We start from the raw sequence: 21,106 nt of genomic DNA, 5'->3' as shown, positions 1-21,106 counted from the left end.
GCCGGGGCAAGGCCAAGGGCGGGGCGGGACATGAAAAGGCCGCGCCCTGACGGATCAGCGCGCGGCCAGGTTGCGATACCCGCGACCCCTGGGGGCCTAGAACGGGATTTCGTCGTCGATATCGCGGGACGGGGCGCGCGATCCGCCACCACCACCGCCAGAGCCGCCGCCCGAGCCGCTACCCGAGCCGCCACCATAGCCACCGCCCTGATCGCCGCCGCCGCTGCCATAATCGTCGGAGTAGCCCCCGCCGCCACCGCCGCCATATCCACCGCCGCCGCCGCCGCTGTCGGACCGGCTGTCGAGCAGGGTCAGCTCACCGCGATAGGGGCGCAGCACGACCTCAGTCGAATAGCGGTCCTGTCCGGACTGGTCCTGCCACTTGCGGGTTTCCAGCTGGCCCTCGATATACACCTTGGAGCCCTTCTTGAGGTACTGCTCGGCGATCCGGGCCAGTGGCTCGGAAAAGATGGCGACCGAGTGCCATTCCGTGCGCTCGCGCTTCTCGCCGGTGTTCCTGTCCTTCCAGTTCTCGGAGGTGGCGATGCGCAGGTTGCACACCTTGCCGCCGTTCTGGAACGTGCGCACCTCGGGGTCGCGCCCCAGGTTGCCCACGATGATGACCTTGTTCACGGATCCGGCCATGTCGTCCCCTTTTTCTCGTGCCAAAAGCGTCGCTGATTCCGGGCCGAGGCCCGCCTTGGCGGCGACGTTACACCACCGATCCGGTGACCAAAACCGAATATGGTGAACACGGGGTTTATGGCGGCGCGAACGGGGGCTGCGTCGGCACTGGTCAATCGCGGCGTTTTCCGTATAGTCTCGCGCCAAAGTCAGCACGCGACAGAACGACGTGAGAGGGACAATGCGTTACGCCATCATCACAGCGACCGCCCTTGCGCTCGTCGCAGTCAGCGCACATGCGGAGGTTCTGTCGACAAAAGGCCGGGCCAACCTGTTCAGCAACCAGACCAGCATCCTCGACAAACGCGCCTCCGAACAATACCGCGCTTCGGTGCGTCTGCAGCCCGCGCGGGTCAAGACACCGACCAAGTGGGACGAAGAGACACCGCGCTACGCGGGCCGTTACAAGGGCGTCTATCTCAATGTCGCGAAATCCGCCGCCCGCCGCCACGGCGTTCCCGAGGATCTGTTCCTGCGGCTGGTGCAACAGGAATCCGGATGGAATCCCAACGCGCTGTCGCACAAGGGGGCGATGGGGCTGGCGCAGCTGATGCCCGGCACCGCCAAGCGGCTGGGCGTCGATCCGACCGACCCGAGCCAGAACCTCGAAGGCGGGGCGCGCTATCTCAAGGCGCAGTACCAGCGCTTCAAGTCGTGGCGTCTGGCGTTGGCGGCCTATAACGCGGGTCCCGGCGCGGTCGAGAAATACGGCGGCGTGCCGCCCTATAACGAGACCAAGAATTACGTGAAGGTGATCTGGGGCAGCTGATCCCGCGGGGCGGACCCTGACCGCCTGCCATCCGGCGATCTTCCGAAAACTCGGCCATCCTGCACGCCCGTCGCGCCGTCCTCTTTCCCTGAGCGTTGCCTGTGTCGCGCGGTGTCGCGCGGGCATCCGGCGGCCTTGCGCTGCGCCTTGTGCGTCGACTATTCGCGCGCGGGCTCGGCGCCCTCGGCCCATCCCAGACCGTACAGATGTATCTCGAAGGACGGGTGCATGTCGGCGCCCAGCAGTCCGGGCCGGAAATGCCGGTAGAGCGCGCGCCAGTAGGGCTGCACGATCACCGCATCTTCGCGCAGCATCGTCTGCAACCGGCCCATGACCTCGGCGCGGGTAGCGGCGTCTGCAATGGTCAGCGCCTCGTCGAGCGCGGCGTCGAAGGCCGGGTTGGCGTAGGCGGATTCGTTCCAGACCGCGTTCGACCGATAGGCCAGCGCCATGACCTGCACGCCAAGGGGGCGATGGTTCCATTCGGTGATCGACAGCGGAAAGGCCTTCCAGTTCGACCAGAAGCGCGACCCCGGCAACACCACCTGCCGCGCCTTGATCCCGGCATCCAGAAGCAGCGCCACGACCGCCTCGCCGGTCCGCCGCGCCACGCCGTCATCCAGGGTGACGACCTCGTGCTCGACGTCGATCTTGCCGGCCTCGACCAGCGCCGCGCGCCCCGCCGCCGGATCGTGAACCGAAGGGCCGATATCGGCGTAATCGGGCTGGAACGGGGCGACGTGATGGTTGGCGGCAACCTGACCCCGGTCGCCATAGCCCAGCTCGAGGCAGATCGCGTTGTCGATGGCAAGGCTCAGGCCGCGCCGCACCAATGCGTCGGCATAAAGCCTTTCGCCGTTCACCTCGGCGGCCTGGTTGCCGCGCAGCACCACCGTCGCGGCGGTCAGCACCTCGGACTTGTCCCAGCCAAGCGCGTCGGCGGCGTCGACGAACCGTCCGACGTTTTCATACAGCATATCGACGCGGCCCACCTCGATCGCGGCCACCCATGTCGCGGGATCGGTGCCGAGATCGATGAACTCGATCCGGTCGAGCGTGGCCGGGCCGATGCCGTCGACCGCATCGCCCCACCAGTCGTGATCGCCGCGCCGCTCCAGCACGGCAAGCGTGCCCTCCTGCATCAACTCCAGCGTGTATGGGCCTGTTCCCACGGGGTTTTCGGCCGTCGTCTCGGGGTCGAACCCGGGTGGTGTGACGGCGGCGGGATAGTCCGACAGCGCCACGATCAGGGACACATCGGGCTTCGGCAGCACGATCTCGACGCGCATCGGACCGGGGACCGTGACGGTGCCTTCGCGCAACTGGCCGGTGTCCGGATCGCCCAGGCTGGCGAGGCTCGCGGCCATCACGTTGCCCTCGACGGACGCGTCGCACCACAGGGAGAACATGCGCGCGACATCGTCGGCGTCAAAGGCGGTTCCGTCGGACCAGCGGATCCCGTCGCGCACGTGCAGAACGTAGCGCGTGGCGTCGTCATTGACCTCCCAGCCGGACAGCAACATGCCGCGCAGCGACCCGTCGGCCCGCTGCTCGACCAGGTATTCCAGCCAGCCACGGGCGATATTGGCAATCTCGGGCCAGTCGAAGGTGCGCGGGTCCTTCAGCGGGCGCACGTCCTGCTGGATGCGCAGCGTGCCGCCCATGACGCGGGGCGTTTCGGCGCGGGCCGGTGCGGGCAGGCCGAGCGCGTTCAGCGCCGCCGCACTGGCCCCGAGCGCGGTGGCCCGGGTCAGGAATTCGCGCCGCGACAGGGCCCCGGCGCGGTAGTCCCGGCCAAGACCGGGCAGGGCGGGGTGCGATCTGGTCATGCGACGGCTCCTGCCGCCAGCGCGGCCTTGCGAATCCTCGACGGCGTCTGCCCGGTATGGGTCTGGACGAACCGGGTGAAATAGGCAGGCGAGTGGAAGCCCAGCCTGGCCGCCACCTCGGCGATGCTCGGGTCGGCTTCGGAAAGCATGACCCGCGCGGCGTAAAGCTTGCGTTCGGTTATCATTTCGGCGGCGGTCTTGCCCGCGACCGACTTGCAGCAGCGCGTCAGGTGCGTTGGCGTCACGTCGAGGGCGGCGGCGTAGTCCGCCATCGCGCGGTCGGTGCGATGATCGCGCACCACCAGCTGCGCGAAGCGCCGGGTCAGACGTTGGCTTGCGCTGTCCTTGGGCCGGTCGAGCGCGCCGGTTGCCGCCTGCCGCCGCAGCCAGACCGAGATCAGCGACAGATACGCCTCGAGCGCGTCGCGCAGGTGCAGCCTGTTGCGGGAAATCTCGCGTTGCATGTCTTCGATCTGCGCGGTCAATTCGGCCTGTGGCAGGCTATCGCGGCATCGCAGGTGCAGCGGCTGGCGGTCGCGCGGCATCATCAGCCCGGCAGGGGCTTGCACCACCTGCGCCAGTGTCTGCGGCCCCAGATCGAGCGCCAGCAGCGTTCCTGCGGGCAGAAACAGCGCATTATGCGCCCCAAGCCCGCGCCGCACACCGCTGATGGTGACGCGACCCTGGCCGCGGGTGATCCAGACCAGCAGATCGTCCTCGCGGTCATGCAGGTCGCCCAGCTTCCACGTGGCGCCATGGGTGAACTGCGTAGCGTTCTGGCACAGGATCGGGCGTGGTGCCTCGGTCAGCTGGTGAATTCGGGCGGGTTTGCGCAGAAAGCTCGGTCCGGGCATGCTCATTCCGATATCTGCGCAGGATCGAGCCACACCCAATCGCGCATATTGGCGCGGAACCAGCTGCGTTGCCGCTTGGCGTATTGCCGCGTCTGGATAACGGCCCGGTCTATGGCTTCGTCGCGTGACATGTCACCTCTAACATGCGCCACAAGCTCTGCCGCGCCAATGGCTTTCGACGAGGGCCGCGCGGTTGTGAAGCCGGGCGCGTTGGTTTCTGCCTCATCGAGGGCACCGGCATCGACCATCTGCCGGAACCGGCGTTCGATCCGCGGGGTCAGCCAGTGCTTGTCCGCCCCGATCACGAAGGCCTGTGCCCGGTGCAGCGGCAGGCGCGGCGGCGGCGTGTCGTCCTGCCAATCGGCCAGCCCGCGCCCGGTGGTCCGCAGCACCTCCCAGGCGCGCTGCACGCGCATCGGGTTGCGGGTGTCGATCCGGGCGCGGGTGCGCGGGTCGAGCGCGTCCAGCATGGCACCGATCCCGCCCTCCGCGATACGGGCCATGGCCTCGGTGCGCAGTGCATCCGGCGTCTGAGGAATGTCTGCCAAACCCTTGGTCAGCGCCGAAAAGTAAAGCCCGGTGCCGCCGACGATGATGGGTCGCGCGCCGCCGATGGATGCGCCGCCATGCGCGCCGTCCCGCAGGTCGAGATCGCGCAGCCAGGCCCCCACCGAATAGGGCCGGTCGCCCGGCACATGCCCGTAAAGGCGGTGCGGCGCGCGGGACTCGTCGGCGACCGACGGTCGGGCCGTCAGCACGCGCCAGTCGGCATAGACCTGCAACGCGTCGGCGTTCACGATCACACCGCCCTGAGCCGCCGCAATCGCCATCGCCAGCCCCGACTTGCCGGACGCGGTCGGACCGGCAATCAGCACGGGTCGGTCGGGATCGAGTGCGGAAAGGTCGATCATCGCGGATTGCGTGCCTCTGGTCGAACCCGCGCCATTGTCATCGCGGCGGATTTCAGACATCTATGCGCTCGATCCTAGACCGCCAGCCGGATGGAGCGCAACATGGCCCAGAACGACACCCCCGAGACCACCTTCAAACGCGTCCTGTTGAAGATATCCGGGGAGGCGTTGATGGGGGATCAGGGCTACGGGCTGCATCCGCCCACGGTCGAACGCATCGCCCGCGAGGTCAAATCCGTGCACGATCTGGGTGTCGAGATCTGCATGGTGATCGGCGGCGGCAACATCTTTCGCGGGCTGGCCGGATCGGCGCAAGGGATGGAGCGGACCACGGCCGATTACATGGGCATGCTGGCCACGGTGATGAACGCGCTGGCGATGCAATCGGCGCTGGAAGGCATCGGCGTCTATACCCGCGTCATCTCGGCCATTCGCATGGACGAGGTGGCCGAGCCCTATATCCGCCGCCGGGCGGTGCGCCACCTCGAGAAGAAGCGCGTCTGCATCTTTGCGGCGGGCACCGGCAATCCCTATTTCACCACCGATACGGCGGCGACCCTGCGCGCCAACGAAATGGCCTGCGAGGCGATCTTCAAGGGCACCAAGGTCGATGGCGTCTACGACAAGGACCCGATGGAGCATGCCGACGCGGTGCGCTACGAGACCGTCAGCTACGACGATTGCCTGGCTAAGCACCTCAAGGTGATGGACGCCTCGGCGATCGCGCTGGCCCGCGACAACAACCTGCCGATCATCGTATTCTCGCTGGACGAACCCGATGGCTTCCGCGGTATCCTTGCCGGTCGCGGCACCTATACGACGGTGCATGGTTGAGGCGGCATCGGGTGACCCTGTCCAGATTCATCCTTTCTTGAGATCTGAACGTCAGACTGCATCGGGCCGCGCCGGATATGTCGCGGGCTGAATTGCCGTGCCGTGTCGTGCCGCGCGTAACGGCGTGATCCGGCAAATAGCCTGCCGCCCGGATGGCATTGGATCGCGGCGCGCCGGGCTGGTTGCGGCGCAAGGGTCACGTGGCCCCGTCGACGGGTTGCCGCATCGGGGCAAACTGTTGCCCGTGCGTCAGTTAAACGCTAACAGGGGTCCGAACACGCCGCAGAGCGACGATCTACAGGATACGGACCCATGGCCGACGATTTTGAGCTGGATACAGACGACCTCACCCGCCGCATGGAGGGCGCCATGGCGAACCTGCGGACAGAGTTCGCATCGCTGCGCACCGGGCGCGCCTCGGCCTCGATGCTGGAGCCGGTGCAAGTCGATGCCTATGGGCAGATGACGCCGATCAACCAGGTCGGCACGGTCAACGTGCCCGAGCCGCGCATGGTGACCATCAACGTCTGGGACAAGGGTCTGGTCGGCAAGGTCGAGAAGGCCATCCGCCAAAGCGGTCTGGGCATCAACCCGCAGCTCAACGGGACCATCATCATGCTGCCGATCCCCGAACTGAACGAGGAACGCCGCCGCGAACTGACCAAGGTGGCCGCGCAATACGCCGAAAGCGCCCGTGTCTCGGTGCGCAACCTGCGGCGCGACGGCATGGACCAGATCAAGAAGGCCAAGGCCGACGGTCTGTCCGAAGACGACCAGAAGTTCTGGGAAACCGAAGTGCAGGAACTGACCGACAGCTATATCAAGAAGGTCGACGAGGCGCTTGATACGAAGCAACAGGAAATCATGCAGGTCTGACCGGACCGCCACCCGGTCCTCCGACGCAGCCGAGGGAAGAACGCCATGCCGAAACGTACCACCGCCGAAGCGCCGCCGCGCCACGTGGCCGTTATCATGGACGGCAATGGCCGCTGGGCGCAACGCCGTGGCCGACCGCGCCTTTTCGGTCATCAGGCCGGTGCCCGCCGGGTCCGCGAGATCGTCGAGGCCTGCCCGGATTGCGGCGTTGAATACCTGACGATCTTTGCCTTCTCGACCGAGAACTGGAAACGCACCCAGGACGAGGTCGCGGGCCTGATGAGCCTGTTCCGGCTTTACATCACGCGCGAGGCCAAGTCGCTGCGCGAGAACAACGTGCGCGTGCGCTTTATCGGCGACCGTCCCGGGCTCGACGCCAAGCTGCGCGACCTGATGGACGAGCTTGAGGCCATGACCGCGCATTGCGACGGCACCAACCTGACCATCGCGCTGAATTACGGGGGCCGCGACGAGGTGGCGCGCGCCACGCGTCGGCTTGCGCAGGACGTGGCCGACGGCAAGCTGGCGCCCGAGGATGTCGGTGAGGAAACCCTGCCGCGCTACCTCGATACCTGTCTGCTGCCCGATCCCGACCTGGTGATCCGCACCTCGGGCGAGGCGCGCATCTCGAACTTTCTGCTGTGGCAATCGGCCTATGCGGAATACGAGTTCATCGACACGCTCTGGCCCGATTTCACCGCAGCGGAATTTGCCCAGCTGACCGAATCCTTCGGACGCCGGGAACGGCGCTACGGGGCTGTCTCTGCATGAAGCCGAAGGGCAACTGGGGCGACCTGTCCGAGCGGATGATCTCGGGGGTGGTGATGGTCACCGTGGGCATGGCCTGCGTCTGGATCGGCGGGTTCGTCTTCCATCTTCTGATTGCCCTGGTGTCCGGCCTGATGGTCTGGGAACTGGTGCGCATGCTTGATGCCGACCGGGTGCGCACGCCGAAAATGCTGGGTCTTGCGGCAGGTTTCGCGGTGCTGATCGCCGGAGAGGTGCCCCCGGCCTATGCCATGCCGCTGCTTCTCGCGCCGTCGATGCTGGGCTTCGGCCAGATGACACGCGGCGGCGTCACCTATGCGGTCTTTGCCGCGCTGATCGTGCTGGCCGGGTACGGCATGATGGCGTTGCGGGACGATTTTGGACTGGTCTGGATGCTCTGGCTGGTGCTGGTGGTCGTGGCGACCGATGTCGCGGGCTATTTTGCCGGTCGCACCATCGGCGGGCCGAAGTTCTGGCCCCGGGTCAGTCCCAAGAAGACATGGTCGGGCACCGTGGCGGGCTGGATCGCCGCGGGCGCGCTGGGCGCGTTCTTCGCCAGCCTGACCGGTGCCACCATGAGCCTAGTGCCCCTGTCCATCGCCATTGCCATGGCCAGCCAGCTGGGCGATATCGCGGAAAGCGCGATCAAGCGGCGGGCAGGGGTCAAGGACAGCTCGAACCTGATCCCCGGACATGGCGGCCTGTTCGACCGGTTCGACGGCATGCTGGGGGCGGCGCTGTTCATCCTGATCGTCGGCCAGATCGTGGGGTTCCCTCCTGGCCTTGCATGACATGACCGAGCCGCGGCGCATTTCGATCCTCGGGGCCACCGGGTCCATCGGGCAGAACACCATCGATCTGGTGGCGCGCGATCCGGACGCCTACCGGGTCGTGGCGCTGACCGGCGGGCGCAATGTGGCCCTGTTGGCCGCCGATTCCCGGCGCCTGGGGGCCCGCCTGGCGGTCACCGCCTATGACGATGCGCTGCCAGACCTGCGCGCCGCGCTGGCGGGGACGGGCATCGCGGTCGCCGCCGGGCCCGAAGCCCTGATCGAGGCCGCGTCCCGTCCGGCGGACTGGGTCATGTCGGCGATTGTCGGGGCGGCGGGGCTGGCCCCGGGCCTCGCGGCGCTGGAACAGGGGGCGACGCTGGCCCTTGCCAACAAGGAAAGCATGGTCTGCGCCGGGCCGCTGATGATGGCCACCGCGGCGCGGCACGGGGGCCGGATCATTCCGGTCGACAGCGAACATTCCGCCGTTTTCCAGGCGCTTCTGGGCGAGGATATCGCCGCCGTCGAACGCGTCATCATCACCGCATCGGGCGGCGCGTTCCGCGACTGGCCGCTTGCGGATCTGGCCCGCGCCACGCCGGACGAGGCCGCCACGCACCCCAATTGGGACATGGGCCAGCGGATCACCATCGATTCCGCGTCCATGTTCAACAAGGCGATGGAACTCATTGAAACCAAAGAGTTCTTCGGCCTCGACCCGTCCAGGATCGAAGCCGTCGTGCATCCTGAATCCATGATCCACGCGCTGGTGGGATTTTGCGACGGCGCGCTGATGGCGCATGTGGGCCCGGCGGATATGCGCCACGCCATCGGCTTTGCGCTGCATTATCCCCATCGCCGCCCGCTGCCGGTCGAACGGCTCGATCTGGTGGCCTTGGGCAATCTCAGTTTCCGCGCCGCCGACGAGGTGCGCTGGCCCGCCCTGCGCCTCGCGCGCGAGGTCATGCAGGCGGGCGGGATGTGGGGCGCGGTGTTCAACGCCGCCAAGGAGCGCAGCCTCGATGCCTTTATCGACGGCCGTATCGGATTTCTCGACATGGCGCGGGTGGTCGACGCGGTGCTCGACCGCCTTTCGGCCCAATCAATCCACAATATCGACGCGATTACGCTTGATACCGTCCTTGCGGCAGACCATCTCGCACGTAGGGTCGCTGACGATGTGATCGCAGAATAAAGGGCAGTTCACTTGGATTTCGTTTCGCTGATTCCGCAGTTCGGAGGGCTTCTCTGGACCCTTCTGGCTTTTGTCGTCGCCCTGTCGGTCATCGTCGCGATCCATGAATATGGCCATTACATCGTGGGCCGCTGGTCGGGCATCCATGCAGATGTGTTCTCGCTGGGCTTCGGCCCGGTGCTGTATTCGCGGCACGACAAGCGCGGCACCCGCTGGCAGATCGCGCTGTTTCCACTGGGCGGCTATGTCAAGTTCCAGGGCGACAGCAACGCGTCGGGCGGCAAGGATGACGACGCCATGAACGCGCTGAGCGAGGCCGAGCGGCGGCGCACCATGAACGGCGCGCCGCTTTGGGCGCGCACCGCGACCGTCGCGGCGGGGCCGGTGTTCAACTTCATCCTGTCGATCATCGTGTTCACCGCGATCTTCATGGCGCGGGGCATCGTGTCAGAGCCGATCACCGTCGGCGACCTGCGCGATCTGCCTTCGGTGCAGGAATTGCGCATCGGCGATGAGATCGTCGCCATCGAGGGCACCGCGCCGCCCAGCTTTGACGAGGCTGACGAGTTCGACGCCTTCCTCAAGGCATTGCCGCAGCAGGAAATCCTTGACTACACGGTGCTGCGCGACGGCTCTGAAACGGTTGTGGCCGGGCCTTATGTCTATCCGCCCATGGCCACCCAGGTGGTGCCGCGCTCTGCCGCGGACGATGCAGGTTTTCGACCCGGCGATGTGATCCGCACCATCGACGGTACCGAGATATTCGCCTTCGACCAGTTGCGCACGCGGGTCGAAGGCTCTGACGGGGAACCGCTGGCTCTGACCCTCTGGCGCGACGGCGACATCGTCGAGACGACCCTGACGCCGCGCCGCACCGACGAGCCGCAGCCCGACAATTCCTTCCGCACTGTCTACCGCATCGGCATCGTCGGCGGGCTGTTCTTCGAACCCGCGACCGAAACACCCGGCGTCTGGGAGGCGTTCACCTCGGGCATCGGCCAGACCGGGGCGATCATCCGCGGCTCGATCTCGGGGCTGTGGCACATGATCACCGGGGCCATTTCGACCTGCAACCTGTCGGGGCCCATCGGCATTGCCGAAACCTCGGGGGCGATGGCCAGCCAGGGCACCACGAATTTCATCTGGTTCATCGCGGTGTTGTCGACCGCCGTAGGCCTGCTCAACCTGTTCCCGATTCCGGTCCTCGATGGCGGGCACCTGTGCTTTTACGCCTACGAGGCGGTTCGCGGAAAACCGCCCAGCGACCGCGCCCTGCGGGTCCTGATGTCGGTCGGACTGGTGGTGATCCTGTCGATCATGGTGCTGGGTTTGACCAACGACCTGTTCTGTCCCTGACAGACGCCGACCCTGTCCGTGACACGCCCCGGCGCGGAGCCACAGCCGCGAAGGACCGCCACTGACCACGGGGCAGGGCAGCCGACCGCCCAAGCCCGGCACCGGGCACCGGACGCGACCTTGCCGCAAGCCTGCCTCAATTCCGTCGCATTTGATGCGTATTGCTCGTTCCCGAGAAACACCGAACCGAAACGAGGGACGCCATGCACAGCATCCAACAGGGCTACCGCGGGTTGAACCTGATCCTGAACCTGAACTGGGACCGGATCCTCTATGTTTGCACGATCGTTTTCGCGCTGTTTTTCGGGGCGTTCCTCGGCTCGCTCTGAGGTCGTCGAAAATGGTCGTTTCCGGCTTTTGACAAGGCCTGCCAATCCCGATAGTGACTTCCCCTGAGGGATGTCTGAAGGAATTGGCGGTATGTCGAAAGCGGCTCATGCGGGCCCGCGTTGCGGGGCGCTCACCGGACTAGCAAAACGCGCGGCCATTGCTGCCTTTTCACTGACACTGACAACATCGCTGGTCGCATATCCGGCACCCGTGTCGGCGCAGACCTTCGTTTTCACCAATGTCCAGATCGAGGGCACCCAGCGGATCGAGCCGGGCACGGTCCTGAGTTACGCGGGCATCGCGCGCGGCCAGCCGGTATCGGCGTCGCAACTGAACGACGCATACCAGAATATCCAGGGCTCGGGCCTTTTCGAAAGCGTCGAGATCGTGCCCCAGGGCAACACCCTGATCATCCGCGTGGTCGAGTACCCGACGATCAACCGCATCTCCATCGAGGGCAATCGCCGCATCGAGGACGAGGACCTTCAGACGGTCCTGCAATCGCAACCGCGCCGCGTCTACAGCCCCGCCACCGCCGAGGCCGACGCCAACGCCATCGCCGAAGCCTATACCCAGCAGGGCCGCCTGGCCGCCCGGGTGCAGCCCCGTATCATCCGCCGGTCGGACAACCGCGTCGATCTGGTGTTCGAAGTGTTCGAGGGCGGCGTCGTCGAGGTCGAGCGCATCGGCTTTGTCGGCAACCAGAACTATTCCGACCGTCGCCTGCGCCGCGTGCTCGACACCAAGCAGGCCGGGTTGCTGCGCGCCATTATCCAGCGCGACACGTTCATCGCCGACCGCGTCGAGTTCGACAAGCAGCTGCTGCAGGACTTCTATGCCTCGCGCGGCTATGTCGATTTCCGTATCACCGGTACCAACGCCGAACTGTCGGACGAGCGCGACGGATATTTCGTCACCTTCAACGTCGAGGAGGGGCAGCAGTTCACCGTCGGCACCGTGTCGGTCACGTCGGATCTGGCCGAGGTCGACATCGACGCCTTCATGCGCGCGACCAAGGTCAAGAGCGGCAAGATCTACGCCCCGCAACTGGTTGACCGCGATATCGAGCGGCTGGAACGGCGCGGCGTCGAGGAAGGGCTCGATTTCATCCGTGTGGAACCGCGCATCACCCGCAACGATCGCGACCTGACGCTGGATGTCGAATACGTCGTCACGCGCGGTCCGCGCATCTTCGTCGAGCGCATCGACATCGAAGGCAATACCACCACGCTCGACCGGGTCGTGCGGCGGCAGTTCGAGGTCGTCGAGGGCGACCCGTTCAACCCGCGCGAGATCCGCAACGCCGCGGAGCGCATCCGCGCGCTCGGGTTCTTCGAGGATGCCGAAGTCAACGCGCGCGAAGGATCAACCCCGCAGCAGGTGATCGTCGACGTCGATGTCATCGAGCAGCCCACCGGATCGATCTCGATCGGGGGCAGCTACTCGACCTCGTCGGGGGTCGGTGTGAACCTGTCCTTCGCCGAGCAGAACTTTCTCGGTCGTGGTCAGCAGCTTGGCCTCGGGGTGACGTCGAGCGCCGACAGCAACCGCTATTCGTTCAGCTTTCTCGAACCGGCCCTTCTGGGGCGCGATCTGACCTTCGGCATCGGTCTCAGCTATTCGAACACCGAACAGGAAAACTCGGATTACAACACCGAGGCGGGCACCTTCTCGCCCTCGCTCAGCTTTCCGATTTCCGACAATGGCCGCCTGCAACTGCGCTACCGGCTGGACTACACCGACCTGACCATCCCGTCGGACTCGACCGTGGGCGGCATCATCACGTCCGAAGCGGCGCAGGGTGCGCTGTACCAAAGTTCGCTCGGCTACCGCTTCAGCTATGACACGCGGCGCACGGGTCTTGATCCCAATGCCGGTGTGCTGCTGGAATTCGGTCAGGATTTCGGCGGTCTCGGCGGCGATTCGACCTTCGTGAAGACCAATGTCCGTGCCGTGGCGCAGCGTCTGGCCTTTTCCGAGGAAGTCACTCTTCGCGCCACCTTCGAAGGCGGTGCGCTGCACTATGCCGATGGCGAAAACAGCCGCGTCACCGACCGCTTCTTTCTGGGTTCCAGCCTGATGCGCGGGTTCGAGCCCGGTGGCATCGGTCCGCGCGAACAGGGGGCGGGCTATGACGATGCGCTTGGCGGCAACTACTTCGCCGTCGCCCGCTTCGAGGCGGAATTTCCGCTGGGTCTGCCCGAGGAATACGGCGTTGCCGGTGGCGTGTTCTACGATGTCGGCACGCTTTGGGGGCTGAGCAACGAAGACGCCGCGACAGGCCAGGTGCTTTACGAGGATGGGTCGCTGCGGCAGGTGATCGGCGTCTCGCTGTTCTGGGACACGCCGCTCGGGCCATTGCGGTTCAACTTCTCGGAAGCGCTTCAGAAAGAGAAGGAAGACCGCGAACAGAACTTCGAGCTGACCATCTCGACCGAGTTCTGATGCCTGTCTTGCGCTGGATAAGGACCGGGATCGCGGCGGCGATGCTGGTTCTGTCTGCACCGGTGACAGCGCAGCAATCCGACGCGCCGCGCGCGGTGGTGCGCTCTCCGATCCTGACGCTCGAATCCGAACGGTTGTTCATGGACAGCGCCTTCGGGCAGCGCGTGGTTGCCGCGATCGAGGCCGAGGGCAAGGCGCTCGCGGCCGAAAACCGGGCAATCGAGGCCGAGTTGACCGCAGAGGAACGCCGCCTGACCGACATGCGCGCCGAGGCGGAAGCGGCGGAATTCCGTGCCCTTGCCGATGCCTTCGATGCCCGGGTCCAGGCCCTGCGCCAGCAACAGGACGCCAAGGCGCGCACGCTTGCCAGTCGCGACGATGCCGCCCGCCGGGTGTTCTTCGGTGCGGTCCAGCCGGTGCTGGGCGAAATCCTGCGCGAAGCCGGTGCCGCGCTCATCCTCGAGCGGTCGACGGTCCTACTGAGTGCAAATGCCACCGATATCACCGATCTTGCCATCACCCGCGTCGATGCCAGGATCGGCGACGGCGAGGGGCTGGCGATGCCCGAAGACGCAGCGGATGACGCGCCGGAGAACGGTGCCGCGGACACGCCGCCCGCACCGGATGCAACCCGACCGACCGAGGGCGGTACCTCGCTCCTCGATATGGGCATTCCCGAAACCGGCGCGCAGGAAGACCCCTGACGCGCTTGCGCCATGCGCCCGCGATTGCTACCCAACCCGAACCGCTGCCACCAGAGCCGCACCAGGGGAATGCCATGTCTGACGAACTCAAACGCGCCGATATCCAGCTGATCCAGCGTATCCTGCCGCATCGCTACCCGTTCCTGCTGGTCGACAGGGTCGAACAGATCGACGGCACGTCCTCGGCTGTGGGGATCAAGAACGTCACCATGAACGAGCCGCATTTCCAGGGTCATTTCCCCGGCACCCCGATCATGCCCGGCGTCACCATCGTCGAGGCGATGGCCCAGACCGCGGGCGTCATGGTGGGCGTGGCGCTCGATCTGGCCGACAAGAACATGCTGATCTATTTCATGGGCATCGACGGCTGCAAGTTCCGCCGCAAGGTGATCCCGGGCGACCAGCTGACGATGCGGCTCGAGACGCTGCGCGGCAAGCCGGGCGGCAAGGTCTGGAAGTTCAAGGGCACCGCCACGGTCGATGGCGAGATGGCCGCCGAGGCCGAATTCACCGCCATGATGGACATGCCCAAGTGAGCGACGCCGCCCCCCGCATCCATCCCAGCGCCTTTGTCGAAGACGGTGCCCAGATCGGCCCCGGCTGCGAAATCGGCGCGTTTTGCCACATCGGCCCCGACGTGGTCCTTGGCGCGAACAACCTGTTGCGCAGCCATGTGGTCGTCACCGGCGACACCGCCATCGGCGACGGCAACACCATTTTTTCCTTCGCCGTGATCGGAGAGATCCCGCAGGACAAGAAGTTCAAGGGTGAAAAGACCCGCCTCGAGATCGGCCACCGCAACCGCATCCGCGAACATGTCACCGTGAACGCGGGCACCGAGGGCGGTGGCGGCCTGACCCGCATCGGCGATGATTGCCTGATCATGGCCGGGGCCCATGTGGCCCATGACGTACAGATGGGCAACAACGTGATCCTGGTGAACAATTCGGCTTTGGCCGGCCATTGCATCATCGACGACGACGTCATCGTCGGCGGCCTGTCCGGGGTGCATCAATTCGTGCGCATCGGTCGCGGCGCGATCATCGGCGCGGTCACCATGGTCACGAACGACGTCATTCCCTACGGTCTCGTGCAGGCACCGCGCGGGGTGCTCGACGGATTGAACCTTGTCGGGCTCAAGCGGCGCGGCGTGGCGCGCAAGGATATCACCGCGCTCCGGGCGGCGTTCCAGATGCTGGCCCAGGGGGAGGGCGCGTTCCAGGACCGGGCGCGGCGTCTGGGCGAGGACACGGAAAGCGCCTATGTGCGCGAGATCGTGGATTTCGTGACCGGCGCCACCGACCGCCACTTCCTGACACCGGGCTGAGCCGCGATGCTCGCGCTGATCGCCGGTCGGGGGGCATTGCCAAGCGCGGTCGCCGCGACCCGCGATGCCCCGCCGCTTGTCTGCGCGCTTGCGGGCAACATGCCCGATACGCTGGTGCCCGACCTGACTTTCCGGCTTGAAACGCTGGGCAGCTTCATCGCCGCGCTTCGCAGCCGCGGCGTGACCGAGCTTTGCCTCTGCGGCGGCATCACCCGCCCGCAAATCGATCCATCCGCCATCGATGCCGCAACGCGGCCGCTGGTACCGCGCATTACCGAGGCGCTGGGGCAGGGCGACGATGGCGCGTTGCGGGTGGTGATCGCGCTGTTCGAGGCGCACGGATTTGCCATTCTCGCGGCGCATGAGGCGGCGCCGGACCTGCTGATGCCGCGCGGGGTGCCGACCACCACCCATCCGCCCGACATCGCCGCCGCCGAAGCGCTGATCGGCGACCGGGTGCTGGCAGAATTGGGGGCCGCCGACCAGGGCCAGGCCTGCGTCATTCGCGGCACCGAGGTTCTGGCCCGCGAAGACGCGCGCGGCACCGACGCGATGCTCGCCGACCTGGCGCGGAACCCGGCTGCCAAAGCGGCGCAGAGCGTGGCGCGCACCGCAGCGATAAGCCGCTCTGCCGATTGGCCCGCGGACCGGCCGGTCAGCGGCGCGGGATGCCTGTTCAAGGGCCCCAAGCCCGGTCAGGACCGCCGCGCCGATCTGCCCGCCATCGGCCCCGAGACGGTGCGCCGCGTCGCCGCCGCTGGCCTGTCCGGCATCGTCATCGAAGCCGGTGGCGTGCTGGTCCTGGATCAGCCGACGACGCTCGCCCGAGCGGAGGAGGCGGGCCTCTATCTCTGGTCCCGTCGGAGGCCCGACTGATGCGCGTGTTCCTGATCGCGGGAGAGGCATCGGGCGACCGGCTCGGGGCGGCGCTCATGCGGGGGCTGCGCCGCACCGCGTTGGAAAAGGTCGACATCGAAGGCATCGGCGGCCCCCGCATGATCGATGAGGGGCTCGAAAGCCTGTTTCCCATGGACGAGATCTCGATCATGGGCATTTCCGAGATCCTGCGCGAATACCGTGCCCTGAAACGCCGGATCCGCCAGACCGCCGAGGCCATCATCGCCGCGAAACCGGACGTCCTTGTCACCATCGACCTGCCCGAGTTCTGCCTGCGCGTGGCCGAGCTGGTGAAAGCCAAAAGCGACATCCGCGTCGTCCATTACGTGGCCCCGACGGTCTGGGCCTGGCGGCCAGGGCGCGCGGCGAAGATGGCCGCGCATGTGGATCAGGTGCTGGCGCTTTTCCCATTCGAGCCGCCCTATATGGAGGCCGCCGGGATGCGCTGCGACTTCGTCGGCCATCCGGTGGTAACGGATCCGCAGGCCAGTTCCGCCGAGATGGCGACCTTCCGCCTGACCTACGGGCTCGGCGAAGCGCCGCTCTGCCTTATCCTGCCGGGCTCGCGCCGCTCGGAAGTGGCGCGCCTTGCCCCGATTTTCGGCGATGTGGTGCGCCGGTTGCACAGGTCGCGTCCCGACATCCGCTTTGTGGTGCCGGCCGCGCAGGCGGTGGCGGGGGCGGTGCAGGCTGCGGTGCAGACCTGGCCCGGCGATCCGATCGTGCTCGACCCCCGCGATCCCGCCCGGCTCGATATCGAGACTGCCAAGCGCGCCGCCTTCGGGGCCGCCGACGTGGCGCTCGCGGCCTCAGGCACCGTGTCGCTGGAACTTGCGGCGGCGTCGACGCCGATGGTCATTGCCTATGACATGAACTGGCTGTCGCGGCAGATCATCGGGCGCATGCTGCGCACCGACACGGTGACGCTGGTCAATCTGGTGTCCGAAACGCGGGTGGTGCCTGAGTTCATCGGCAAGAACTGCAAACCCGACCGCATCGCCGAGGCCGTACTGTCGGTGCTGGCCGCCCCCGAGGCGCAGGCCCGCGCCATGACGTTGACCATGGACCGGCTGGGTCTCGGTGGCCCGGCGCCGGGCGAACGGGCGGCGCGTGCGGTGCTGGACGGGCTCGGCAAGGCGTACCAATGAAAAAACGCCCGGGGTGCAGGTGCCCCGGGCGCTTGATGGTGCGGCAACGTGATGATCCGGACCGGCCTACTGCGTCGGCTCGACCGCGGCGAAGCTGTCGGTGAAGCCCTTGAGCGACATCTGGACGCTGACCTTCTGATCCGGTGCCGCGGCGGGCACGATGGTCATGGTTGCCGCGTTGCCGCGCTTGAACGCGTTGATGTCGGCATCGGTGAACCCGACGCGCGCCACGCAGCCCAGCTGGGCGCAGAAGGCGAATTCATAGCGCTTGGCCTGTCCGCCATCGACCGACATGGTCAGCTTCTGCGTCAGGAGCGTCTCGAGCGGCACGATGAAGTTGGCCCCGGCGATGGCCTGGCCCTGACCCGAAACCTTGAACAGGCTCACTTCCGCGACCGAATTGCCCTCGGCGTCGTTCAGAAGCTGGTAAAGCTGGCAGGGATCGTCGCCATTCGGGTTGCGCAGGCACTGGATATCCCAGTCGCCGATCTTCTCGCGCACGTAGCTTGCGCTGTCCGGGCTGCCGGCGGGGGCGGCTTCGCCCTCGGCAGGCACGGCCTCGCCGGTATCGAAGAGCGGTGTGGTCGCGGCAGGGGCATCCGCCGCGGGCGCGTCGGCGGCGGGCGCATCGGTCGCGGGGGCCGTGGTCTCCGCGTCGGTTGCGGTGCTGTCCTCGGTTTCCTGGGCCAGCGCAGGCGTCGCCGCCAGCAGCGCGATCAGGGAAAGGTGTGTCAGGGTGGTCTTCATATCCGGAGCTCCTCCAGGCATCGAAATCTCTGTCGGAGCGTGCTTTAGCACGGGCAGGGCGCGGTGTCAGGGGGGATTGCGCCCTGATCCGGGGCTCGGCGTGCAGAAAAATACCCCACCAAGCTCTTGAAATACGTCGAAAAAAGAAAAGAGAGCCAAGCGGCCCCCTTTTCCAGTCTCTCCCTGCCGGACTGGCCGACTTTATTATTGACCGAACGCTATTGCGGGAAAGGACATCCGTCAACAGCCAATATGATCCGCCGGGGCCGGGCGGCGCAGTTGTAATGTGTGCAAAAAAAGACCGCGTCCGAGGACGCGGCCAGTCTGACAGGGAGGAAGTCCGCCCGAACCCAAAGAGGACGAATGGGCCGGGCAAAATACACACTGACAGCAAATGGTTAAGTAAGTATGTTCCCCAGCGGACAGGACAGGAACGGGGCAGGACGCATGGAGAACGGAATCTTTGTCGGTGGCGGCGGTGACGCCTACGGCGACGCGCAGTGGCTCGATCTGGGCTACGCCAACCGCCACGGGTTGATCGCGGGGGCGACCGGCACCGGCAAGACCGTGACGCTGCAAATCCTGGCGGAGGGCTTTGCCAACGCGGGCGTGCCGGTGTTCCTGTCGGACGTCAAAGGCGACCTGTCGGGTTTGGCGGCGGCGGGCCGCGCCGATTTCAAGTTGCACGGCGCCTTTACCGAGCGCGCCGCGACCATCGGCTTTGACGACTATGCCTACCAAGCCTTCCCGGTCACCTTCTGGGACCTTTTCGGCGAACAGGGCCACCCGATCCGCACCACCGTCGCCGAGATGGGGCCGTTGCTGATATCGCGCCTGCTGGACCTGAGCGAGGCGCAGGAAGGCATCCTCAACATCGCGTTCCGCGTCGCCGACGAACAGGGTCTGCCGCTGCTGGACCTCAAGGACCTGCAAGCCCTGCTGGTCTGGGTCGGCGAGAACCGCGAGGCCCTGTCGCTGCGCTATGGCAATATCGCGGTGCAATCGGTGGGCGCGATCCAGCGGCGGCTTCTGGTGCTGGACAACCAGGGCGGCACGCAGCTGTTCGGCGAACCCGCGCTCGATCTGGCGGACATCATGCGCCTGCGCGACAACGGGCGTGGCCAGATCAACATCCTGGCCGCGGATGCGCTGATGTCCGCGCCACGGCTGTACGCGACCTTCCTGCTGTGGCTGCTGTCCGAACTGTTCGAGGAATTGCCCGAGGTGGGCGACCCCGAAAAGCCCCGGCTGGTGTTCTTTTTCGACGAGGCGCACCTGCTGTTCGACGATGCCCCGAAAGCGCTGATCGACAAGGTCGAACAGGTGGCGCGGCTGATCCGGTCCAAGGGGGTCGGGGTCTATTTCATCACCCAGAACCCCGATGACGTGCCCGAGGATATCCTGGGCCAGCTTGGCAACCGGGTGCAGCACGCCCTGCGCGCCTTTACCGCGCGCGATCGCAAGGCGCTGCGCATGGCCGCCGAGACCTATCGCGAAAACCCGCGCTTTGACATCGAACAAGCCATCCGCGAAGTGGGGGTCGGCGAGGCTGTGACCTCGATGTTGCAGCGCAAGGGCGTGCCCGGCATTGCCGAACGCACCCTCATTCGCCCGCCATCGTCGCAGCTGGGGCCGCTGGACAGGGCCGCGCGCAGGGCGATCATCGACACCAGCGATCTGGACCTGAAATACCGCAAGACCCTGGACCGCGCCTCGGCCTACGAGATGCTGCGCGACCGGGCCGCCGCTGCCGCGAAAGCCGCCGAAGCGGAAGAGGCCCGCGAGCAGGAGGCAGAGGCACACGAGCGCGACTACAAGGCCGGACGCCGCTATTCCGGCAGTCGTGTCGGACGCTCGACCTCGAAACCGGTGCGCCGCCGCGCTTCCAGGGATGACAGCTTCGGCGACGTCATCGCCGGGGTGGTGATGAAGGAACTCAAGGGCACCACGGGCCGCCGGATCGTGCGCGGCATCCTCGGCGGGCTGTTCAAGGGCCGCTGATGCTGCGGCTCGATCACATCGCCGTCCTGGGCACCACGCTAAAGGACGCCGCCGACCATTGCGCGGCAGCGTTCGGCGCGCCCCTTGGTCCCGGCGGTCAGCACGCGGTTTTCGCCACCCACAACCGGCTGTTGGGTCTTGCCGACGGCCTCTACGTCGAGGCGATTGCCATTGACCCGGATGCGCCGAAACCGGATCGCGCCCGCTGGTTCGGTCTGGACGCATTTTCCGGCCCGCCGCGTCTGGCCCGCTGGATTGCCCGGGTGCCCGACATGGCGCAGGCGCTGGCGGTTTTGCCCGAGGCGGGCGCGCCTGTCGCCTTGCAGCGCGGCGGTCTGTCCTGGGTCATGGCGGTGCCAGCCTCGGGGCTGACGCCGTTCGACGGGCTGTTTCCGGCGCTGATCGAATGGAAAAACCCGAAGCCCGCCGGGGACCTGCTGCCATCCTCGGGCTGGTCGTTGCAGACGCTGACGATCTGGCATCCCGAGGCGACCAGGCTGTCAGACCGGCTTGCGCCCCATCTCGATGCGCCGCGCGTCCGCTTCGAAGACGGCCCATGCGGCCTGCGGGCAACCCTGACCGGGCAGGGGCGCGAGATCTGCTTGCGTTGATCGCCCGGACCCGTCATCCGCCGCGGATCTGTGCGTAACTGCAAGCCTGC

21 protein-coding genes are annotated in these 21,106 nt (G+C 66.5%); 16 read left to right on the top strand and 5 right to left on the bottom strand.

Annotated elements, in window-relative coordinates:
• Positions 1–96: 96 nt before the first annotated feature.
• Positions 97–645 (bottom strand): single-stranded DNA-binding protein, encoded by a 549-nt coding sequence (gene ssb, locus ACXYMN_RS03140; protein ID WP_459011961.1) that lies wholly within the window; start codon positions 643–645, stop codon positions 97–99.
• A 220-nt stretch (positions 646–865) separates the two neighbouring features.
• On the opposite strand from ssb, the gene ACXYMN_RS03135 reads away from it, so the two are divergent.
• Entirely contained in the window at positions 866–1,453 is a 588-nt protein-coding gene (locus ACXYMN_RS03135; protein WP_459011960.1) for a lytic transglycosylase domain-containing protein, read from the top strand.
• Between the two features lie 158 nt (positions 1,454–1,611).
• Here the strand turns inward: ACXYMN_RS03135 and ACXYMN_RS03130 are convergent, their stop codons facing one another.
• The 3 genes from ACXYMN_RS03130 to miaA are packed head-to-tail and all read right to left on the bottom strand — an operon-like array spanning position 1,612 to position 5,047.
• The gene (locus tag ACXYMN_RS03130) at positions 1,612–3,282 is read right to left on the bottom strand and encodes an ABC transporter substrate-binding protein (protein WP_459011958.1); all 1,671 of its coding nucleotides are present in this window, start codon (positions 3,280–3,282) and stop codon (positions 1,612–1,614) included.
• Positions 3,279–4,142: a helix-turn-helix transcriptional regulator gene (locus ACXYMN_RS03125; RefSeq protein ID WP_459011957.1), complete on the bottom strand. Its 864-nt coding sequence runs from the start codon at positions 4,140–4,142 to the stop codon at positions 3,279–3,281. Before ACXYMN_RS03125 ends, ACXYMN_RS03130 begins: the two co-directional genes overlap by 4 nt.
• The gene (gene miaA, locus ACXYMN_RS03120; protein WP_459012352.1) at positions 4,139–5,047 is read right to left on the bottom strand and encodes a tRNA (adenosine(37)-N6)-dimethylallyltransferase MiaA; all 909 of its coding nucleotides are present in this window, start codon (positions 5,045–5,047) and stop codon (positions 4,139–4,141) included. The genes ACXYMN_RS03125 and miaA overlap by 4 nt, the downstream gene beginning before the upstream one ends.
• Positions 5,048–5,149: 102 nt before the next feature.
• On the opposite strand from miaA, the gene pyrH reads away from it, so the two are divergent.
• The 13 genes from pyrH to lpxB all read left to right on the top strand — a co-directional run bounded on the left by pyrH (position 5,150) and on the right by lpxB (position 17,697).
• Positions 5,150–5,881, top strand: coding sequence for a UMP kinase (gene pyrH, locus ACXYMN_RS03115; RefSeq protein ID WP_459011956.1), 732 nt, complete (start codon positions 5,150–5,152; stop codon positions 5,879–5,881).
• A 312-nt stretch (positions 5,882–6,193) separates the two neighbouring features.
• A complete protein-coding gene (gene frr / locus ACXYMN_RS03110) occupies positions 6,194–6,757 on the top strand; it encodes a ribosome recycling factor (RefSeq protein WP_459011954.1) in 564 nt (187 codons plus the stop codon).
• 45 nt (positions 6,758–6,802) lie between these two features.
• Positions 6,803–7,528: a polyprenyl diphosphate synthase gene (uppS, locus tag ACXYMN_RS03105; protein WP_459011953.1), complete on the top strand. Its 726-nt coding sequence runs from the start codon at positions 6,803–6,805 to the stop codon at positions 7,526–7,528.
• Positions 7,525–8,316: a phosphatidate cytidylyltransferase gene (locus ACXYMN_RS03100; protein ID WP_459011952.1), complete on the top strand. Its 792-nt coding sequence runs from the start codon at positions 7,525–7,527 to the stop codon at positions 8,314–8,316. Before uppS ends, ACXYMN_RS03100 begins: the two co-directional genes overlap by 4 nt.
• Position 8,317: 1 nt before the next feature.
• The gene (gene dxr / locus ACXYMN_RS03095) at positions 8,318–9,490 is read left to right on the top strand and encodes a 1-deoxy-D-xylulose-5-phosphate reductoisomerase (RefSeq protein WP_459011951.1); all 1,173 of its coding nucleotides are present in this window, start codon (positions 8,318–8,320) and stop codon (positions 9,488–9,490) included.
• A gap of 12 nt (positions 9,491–9,502) precedes the next feature.
• Entirely contained in the window at positions 9,503–10,846 is a 1,344-nt protein-coding gene (rseP, locus tag ACXYMN_RS03090; RefSeq protein ID WP_459011950.1) for an RIP metalloprotease RseP, read from the top strand.
• Positions 10,847–11,049: 203 nt separating this feature from the next.
• Complete coding sequence (locus ACXYMN_RS03085; protein WP_459011949.1) at positions 11,050–11,175, top strand: hypothetical protein; 126 nt, start codon at positions 11,050–11,052, stop codon at positions 11,173–11,175.
• A gap of 91 nt (positions 11,176–11,266) precedes the next feature.
• Positions 11,267–13,621, top strand: a complete 2,355-nt coding sequence (bamA, locus tag ACXYMN_RS03080) for an outer membrane protein assembly factor BamA (RefSeq protein ID WP_459011948.1) — start codon at positions 11,267–11,269, stop codon at positions 13,619–13,621.
• On the top strand, positions 13,621–14,325 hold the full coding sequence (locus tag ACXYMN_RS03075; RefSeq protein ID WP_459011947.1) for an OmpH/Skp family outer membrane protein: 705 nt from the start codon (positions 13,621–13,623) through the stop codon (positions 14,323–14,325). Before bamA ends, ACXYMN_RS03075 begins: the two co-directional genes overlap by 1 nt.
• Positions 14,326–14,399: 74 nt before the next feature.
• Positions 14,400–14,861, top strand: coding sequence for a 3-hydroxyacyl-ACP dehydratase FabZ (gene fabZ, locus ACXYMN_RS03070; RefSeq protein ID WP_459011946.1), 462 nt, complete (start codon positions 14,400–14,402; stop codon positions 14,859–14,861).
• Complete coding sequence (lpxA, locus tag ACXYMN_RS03065; RefSeq protein WP_459011945.1) at positions 14,858–15,652, top strand: acyl-ACP--UDP-N-acetylglucosamine O-acyltransferase; 795 nt, start codon at positions 14,858–14,860, stop codon at positions 15,650–15,652. The genes fabZ and lpxA overlap by 4 nt, the downstream gene beginning before the upstream one ends.
• Positions 15,653–15,658: 6 nt before the next feature.
• Entirely contained in the window at positions 15,659–16,528 is an 870-nt protein-coding gene (locus ACXYMN_RS03060) for an LpxI family protein (RefSeq protein ID WP_459011944.1), read from the top strand.
• On the top strand, positions 16,528–17,697 hold the full coding sequence (gene lpxB, locus ACXYMN_RS03055) for a lipid-A-disaccharide synthase (RefSeq protein ID WP_459011943.1): 1,170 nt from the start codon (positions 16,528–16,530) through the stop codon (positions 17,695–17,697). The genes ACXYMN_RS03060 and lpxB overlap by 1 nt, the downstream gene beginning before the upstream one ends.
• Positions 17,698–17,763: 66 nt before the next feature.
• On the opposite strand, the gene ACXYMN_RS03050 is transcribed toward lpxB, so the two are convergent.
• On the bottom strand, positions 17,764–18,444 hold the full coding sequence (locus ACXYMN_RS03050; protein ID WP_459011942.1) for an invasion associated locus B family protein: 681 nt from the start codon (positions 18,442–18,444) through the stop codon (positions 17,764–17,766).
• Positions 18,445–18,891: 447 nt separating this feature from the next.
• On the opposite strand from ACXYMN_RS03050, the gene ACXYMN_RS03045 reads away from it, so the two are divergent.
• Both ACXYMN_RS03045 and ACXYMN_RS03040 read left to right on the top strand, forming a co-directional pair.
• Positions 18,892–20,445 carry a helicase HerA-like domain-containing protein gene (locus ACXYMN_RS03045; protein WP_459011941.1) on the top strand — a complete coding sequence of 518 codons (1,554 nt, stop codon included), beginning with the start codon at positions 18,892–18,894 and terminating at the stop codon, positions 20,443–20,445.
• The gene (locus ACXYMN_RS03040; protein ID WP_459011940.1) at positions 20,445–21,056 is read left to right on the top strand and encodes a VOC family protein; all 612 of its coding nucleotides are present in this window, start codon (positions 20,445–20,447) and stop codon (positions 21,054–21,056) included. The genes ACXYMN_RS03045 and ACXYMN_RS03040 overlap by 1 nt, the downstream gene beginning before the upstream one ends.
• Positions 21,057–21,106 lie beyond the last annotated feature (50 nt).

Source organism: Roseivivax sp. CAU 1753, from assembly GCF_054482575.1.
This window is presented reverse-complemented; position numbering and strand designations above follow the sequence as displayed.

Bases quoted from the DNA above. Each gene is read 5' to 3' on its own strand.
- lpxB (WP_459011943.1), top strand. From the start codon at position 16,528: ATGCGCGTGTTCCTGATCGCGGGAGAGGCATCGGGCGACCGGCTCGGG.
- miaA (WP_459012352.1), bottom strand. From the start codon at position 5,047: ATGATCGACCTTTCCGCACTCGATCCCGACCGACCCGTGCTGATTGCC.
- ssb (WP_459011961.1), bottom strand. From the start codon at position 645: ATGGCCGGATCCGTGAACAAGGTCATCATCGTGGGCAACCTGGGGCGC.
- uppS (WP_459011953.1), top strand. From the start codon at position 6,803: ATGCCGAAACGTACCACCGCCGAAGCGCCGCCGCGCCACGTGGCCGTT.
- ACXYMN_RS03060 (WP_459011944.1), top strand. From the start codon at position 15,659: ATGCTCGCGCTGATCGCCGGTCGGGGGGCATTGCCAAGCGCGGTCGCC.
- ACXYMN_RS03075 (WP_459011947.1), top strand. From the start codon at position 13,621: ATGCCTGTCTTGCGCTGGATAAGGACCGGGATCGCGGCGGCGATGCTG.
- fabZ (WP_459011946.1), top strand. From the start codon at position 14,400: ATGTCTGACGAACTCAAACGCGCCGATATCCAGCTGATCCAGCGTATC.
- ACXYMN_RS03045 (WP_459011941.1), top strand. From the start codon at position 18,892: ATGGAGAACGGAATCTTTGTCGGTGGCGGCGGTGACGCCTACGGCGAC.
- pyrH (WP_459011956.1), top strand. From the start codon at position 5,150: ATGGCCCAGAACGACACCCCCGAGACCACCTTCAAACGCGTCCTGTTG.
- ACXYMN_RS03040 (WP_459011940.1), top strand. From the start codon at position 20,445: ATGCTGCGGCTCGATCACATCGCCGTCCTGGGCACCACGCTAAAGGAC.
- ACXYMN_RS03125 (WP_459011957.1), bottom strand. From the start codon at position 4,142: ATGAGCATGCCCGGACCGAGCTTTCTGCGCAAACCCGCCCGAATTCAC.
- dxr (WP_459011951.1), top strand. From the start codon at position 8,318: ATGACCGAGCCGCGGCGCATTTCGATCCTCGGGGCCACCGGGTCCATC.
- ACXYMN_RS03100 (WP_459011952.1), top strand. From the start codon at position 7,525: ATGAAGCCGAAGGGCAACTGGGGCGACCTGTCCGAGCGGATGATCTCG.
- ACXYMN_RS03130 (WP_459011958.1), bottom strand. From the start codon at position 3,282: ATGACCAGATCGCACCCCGCCCTGCCCGGTCTTGGCCGGGACTACCGC.
- bamA (WP_459011948.1), top strand. From the start codon at position 11,267: ATGTCGAAAGCGGCTCATGCGGGCCCGCGTTGCGGGGCGCTCACCGGA.
- ACXYMN_RS03085 (WP_459011949.1), top strand. From the start codon at position 11,050: ATGCACAGCATCCAACAGGGCTACCGCGGGTTGAACCTGATCCTGAAC.
- ACXYMN_RS03135 (WP_459011960.1), top strand. From the start codon at position 866: ATGCGTTACGCCATCATCACAGCGACCGCCCTTGCGCTCGTCGCAGTC.
- ACXYMN_RS03050 (WP_459011942.1), bottom strand. From the start codon at position 18,444: ATGAAGACCACCCTGACACACCTTTCCCTGATCGCGCTGCTGGCGGCG.
- frr (WP_459011954.1), top strand. From the start codon at position 6,194: ATGGCCGACGATTTTGAGCTGGATACAGACGACCTCACCCGCCGCATG.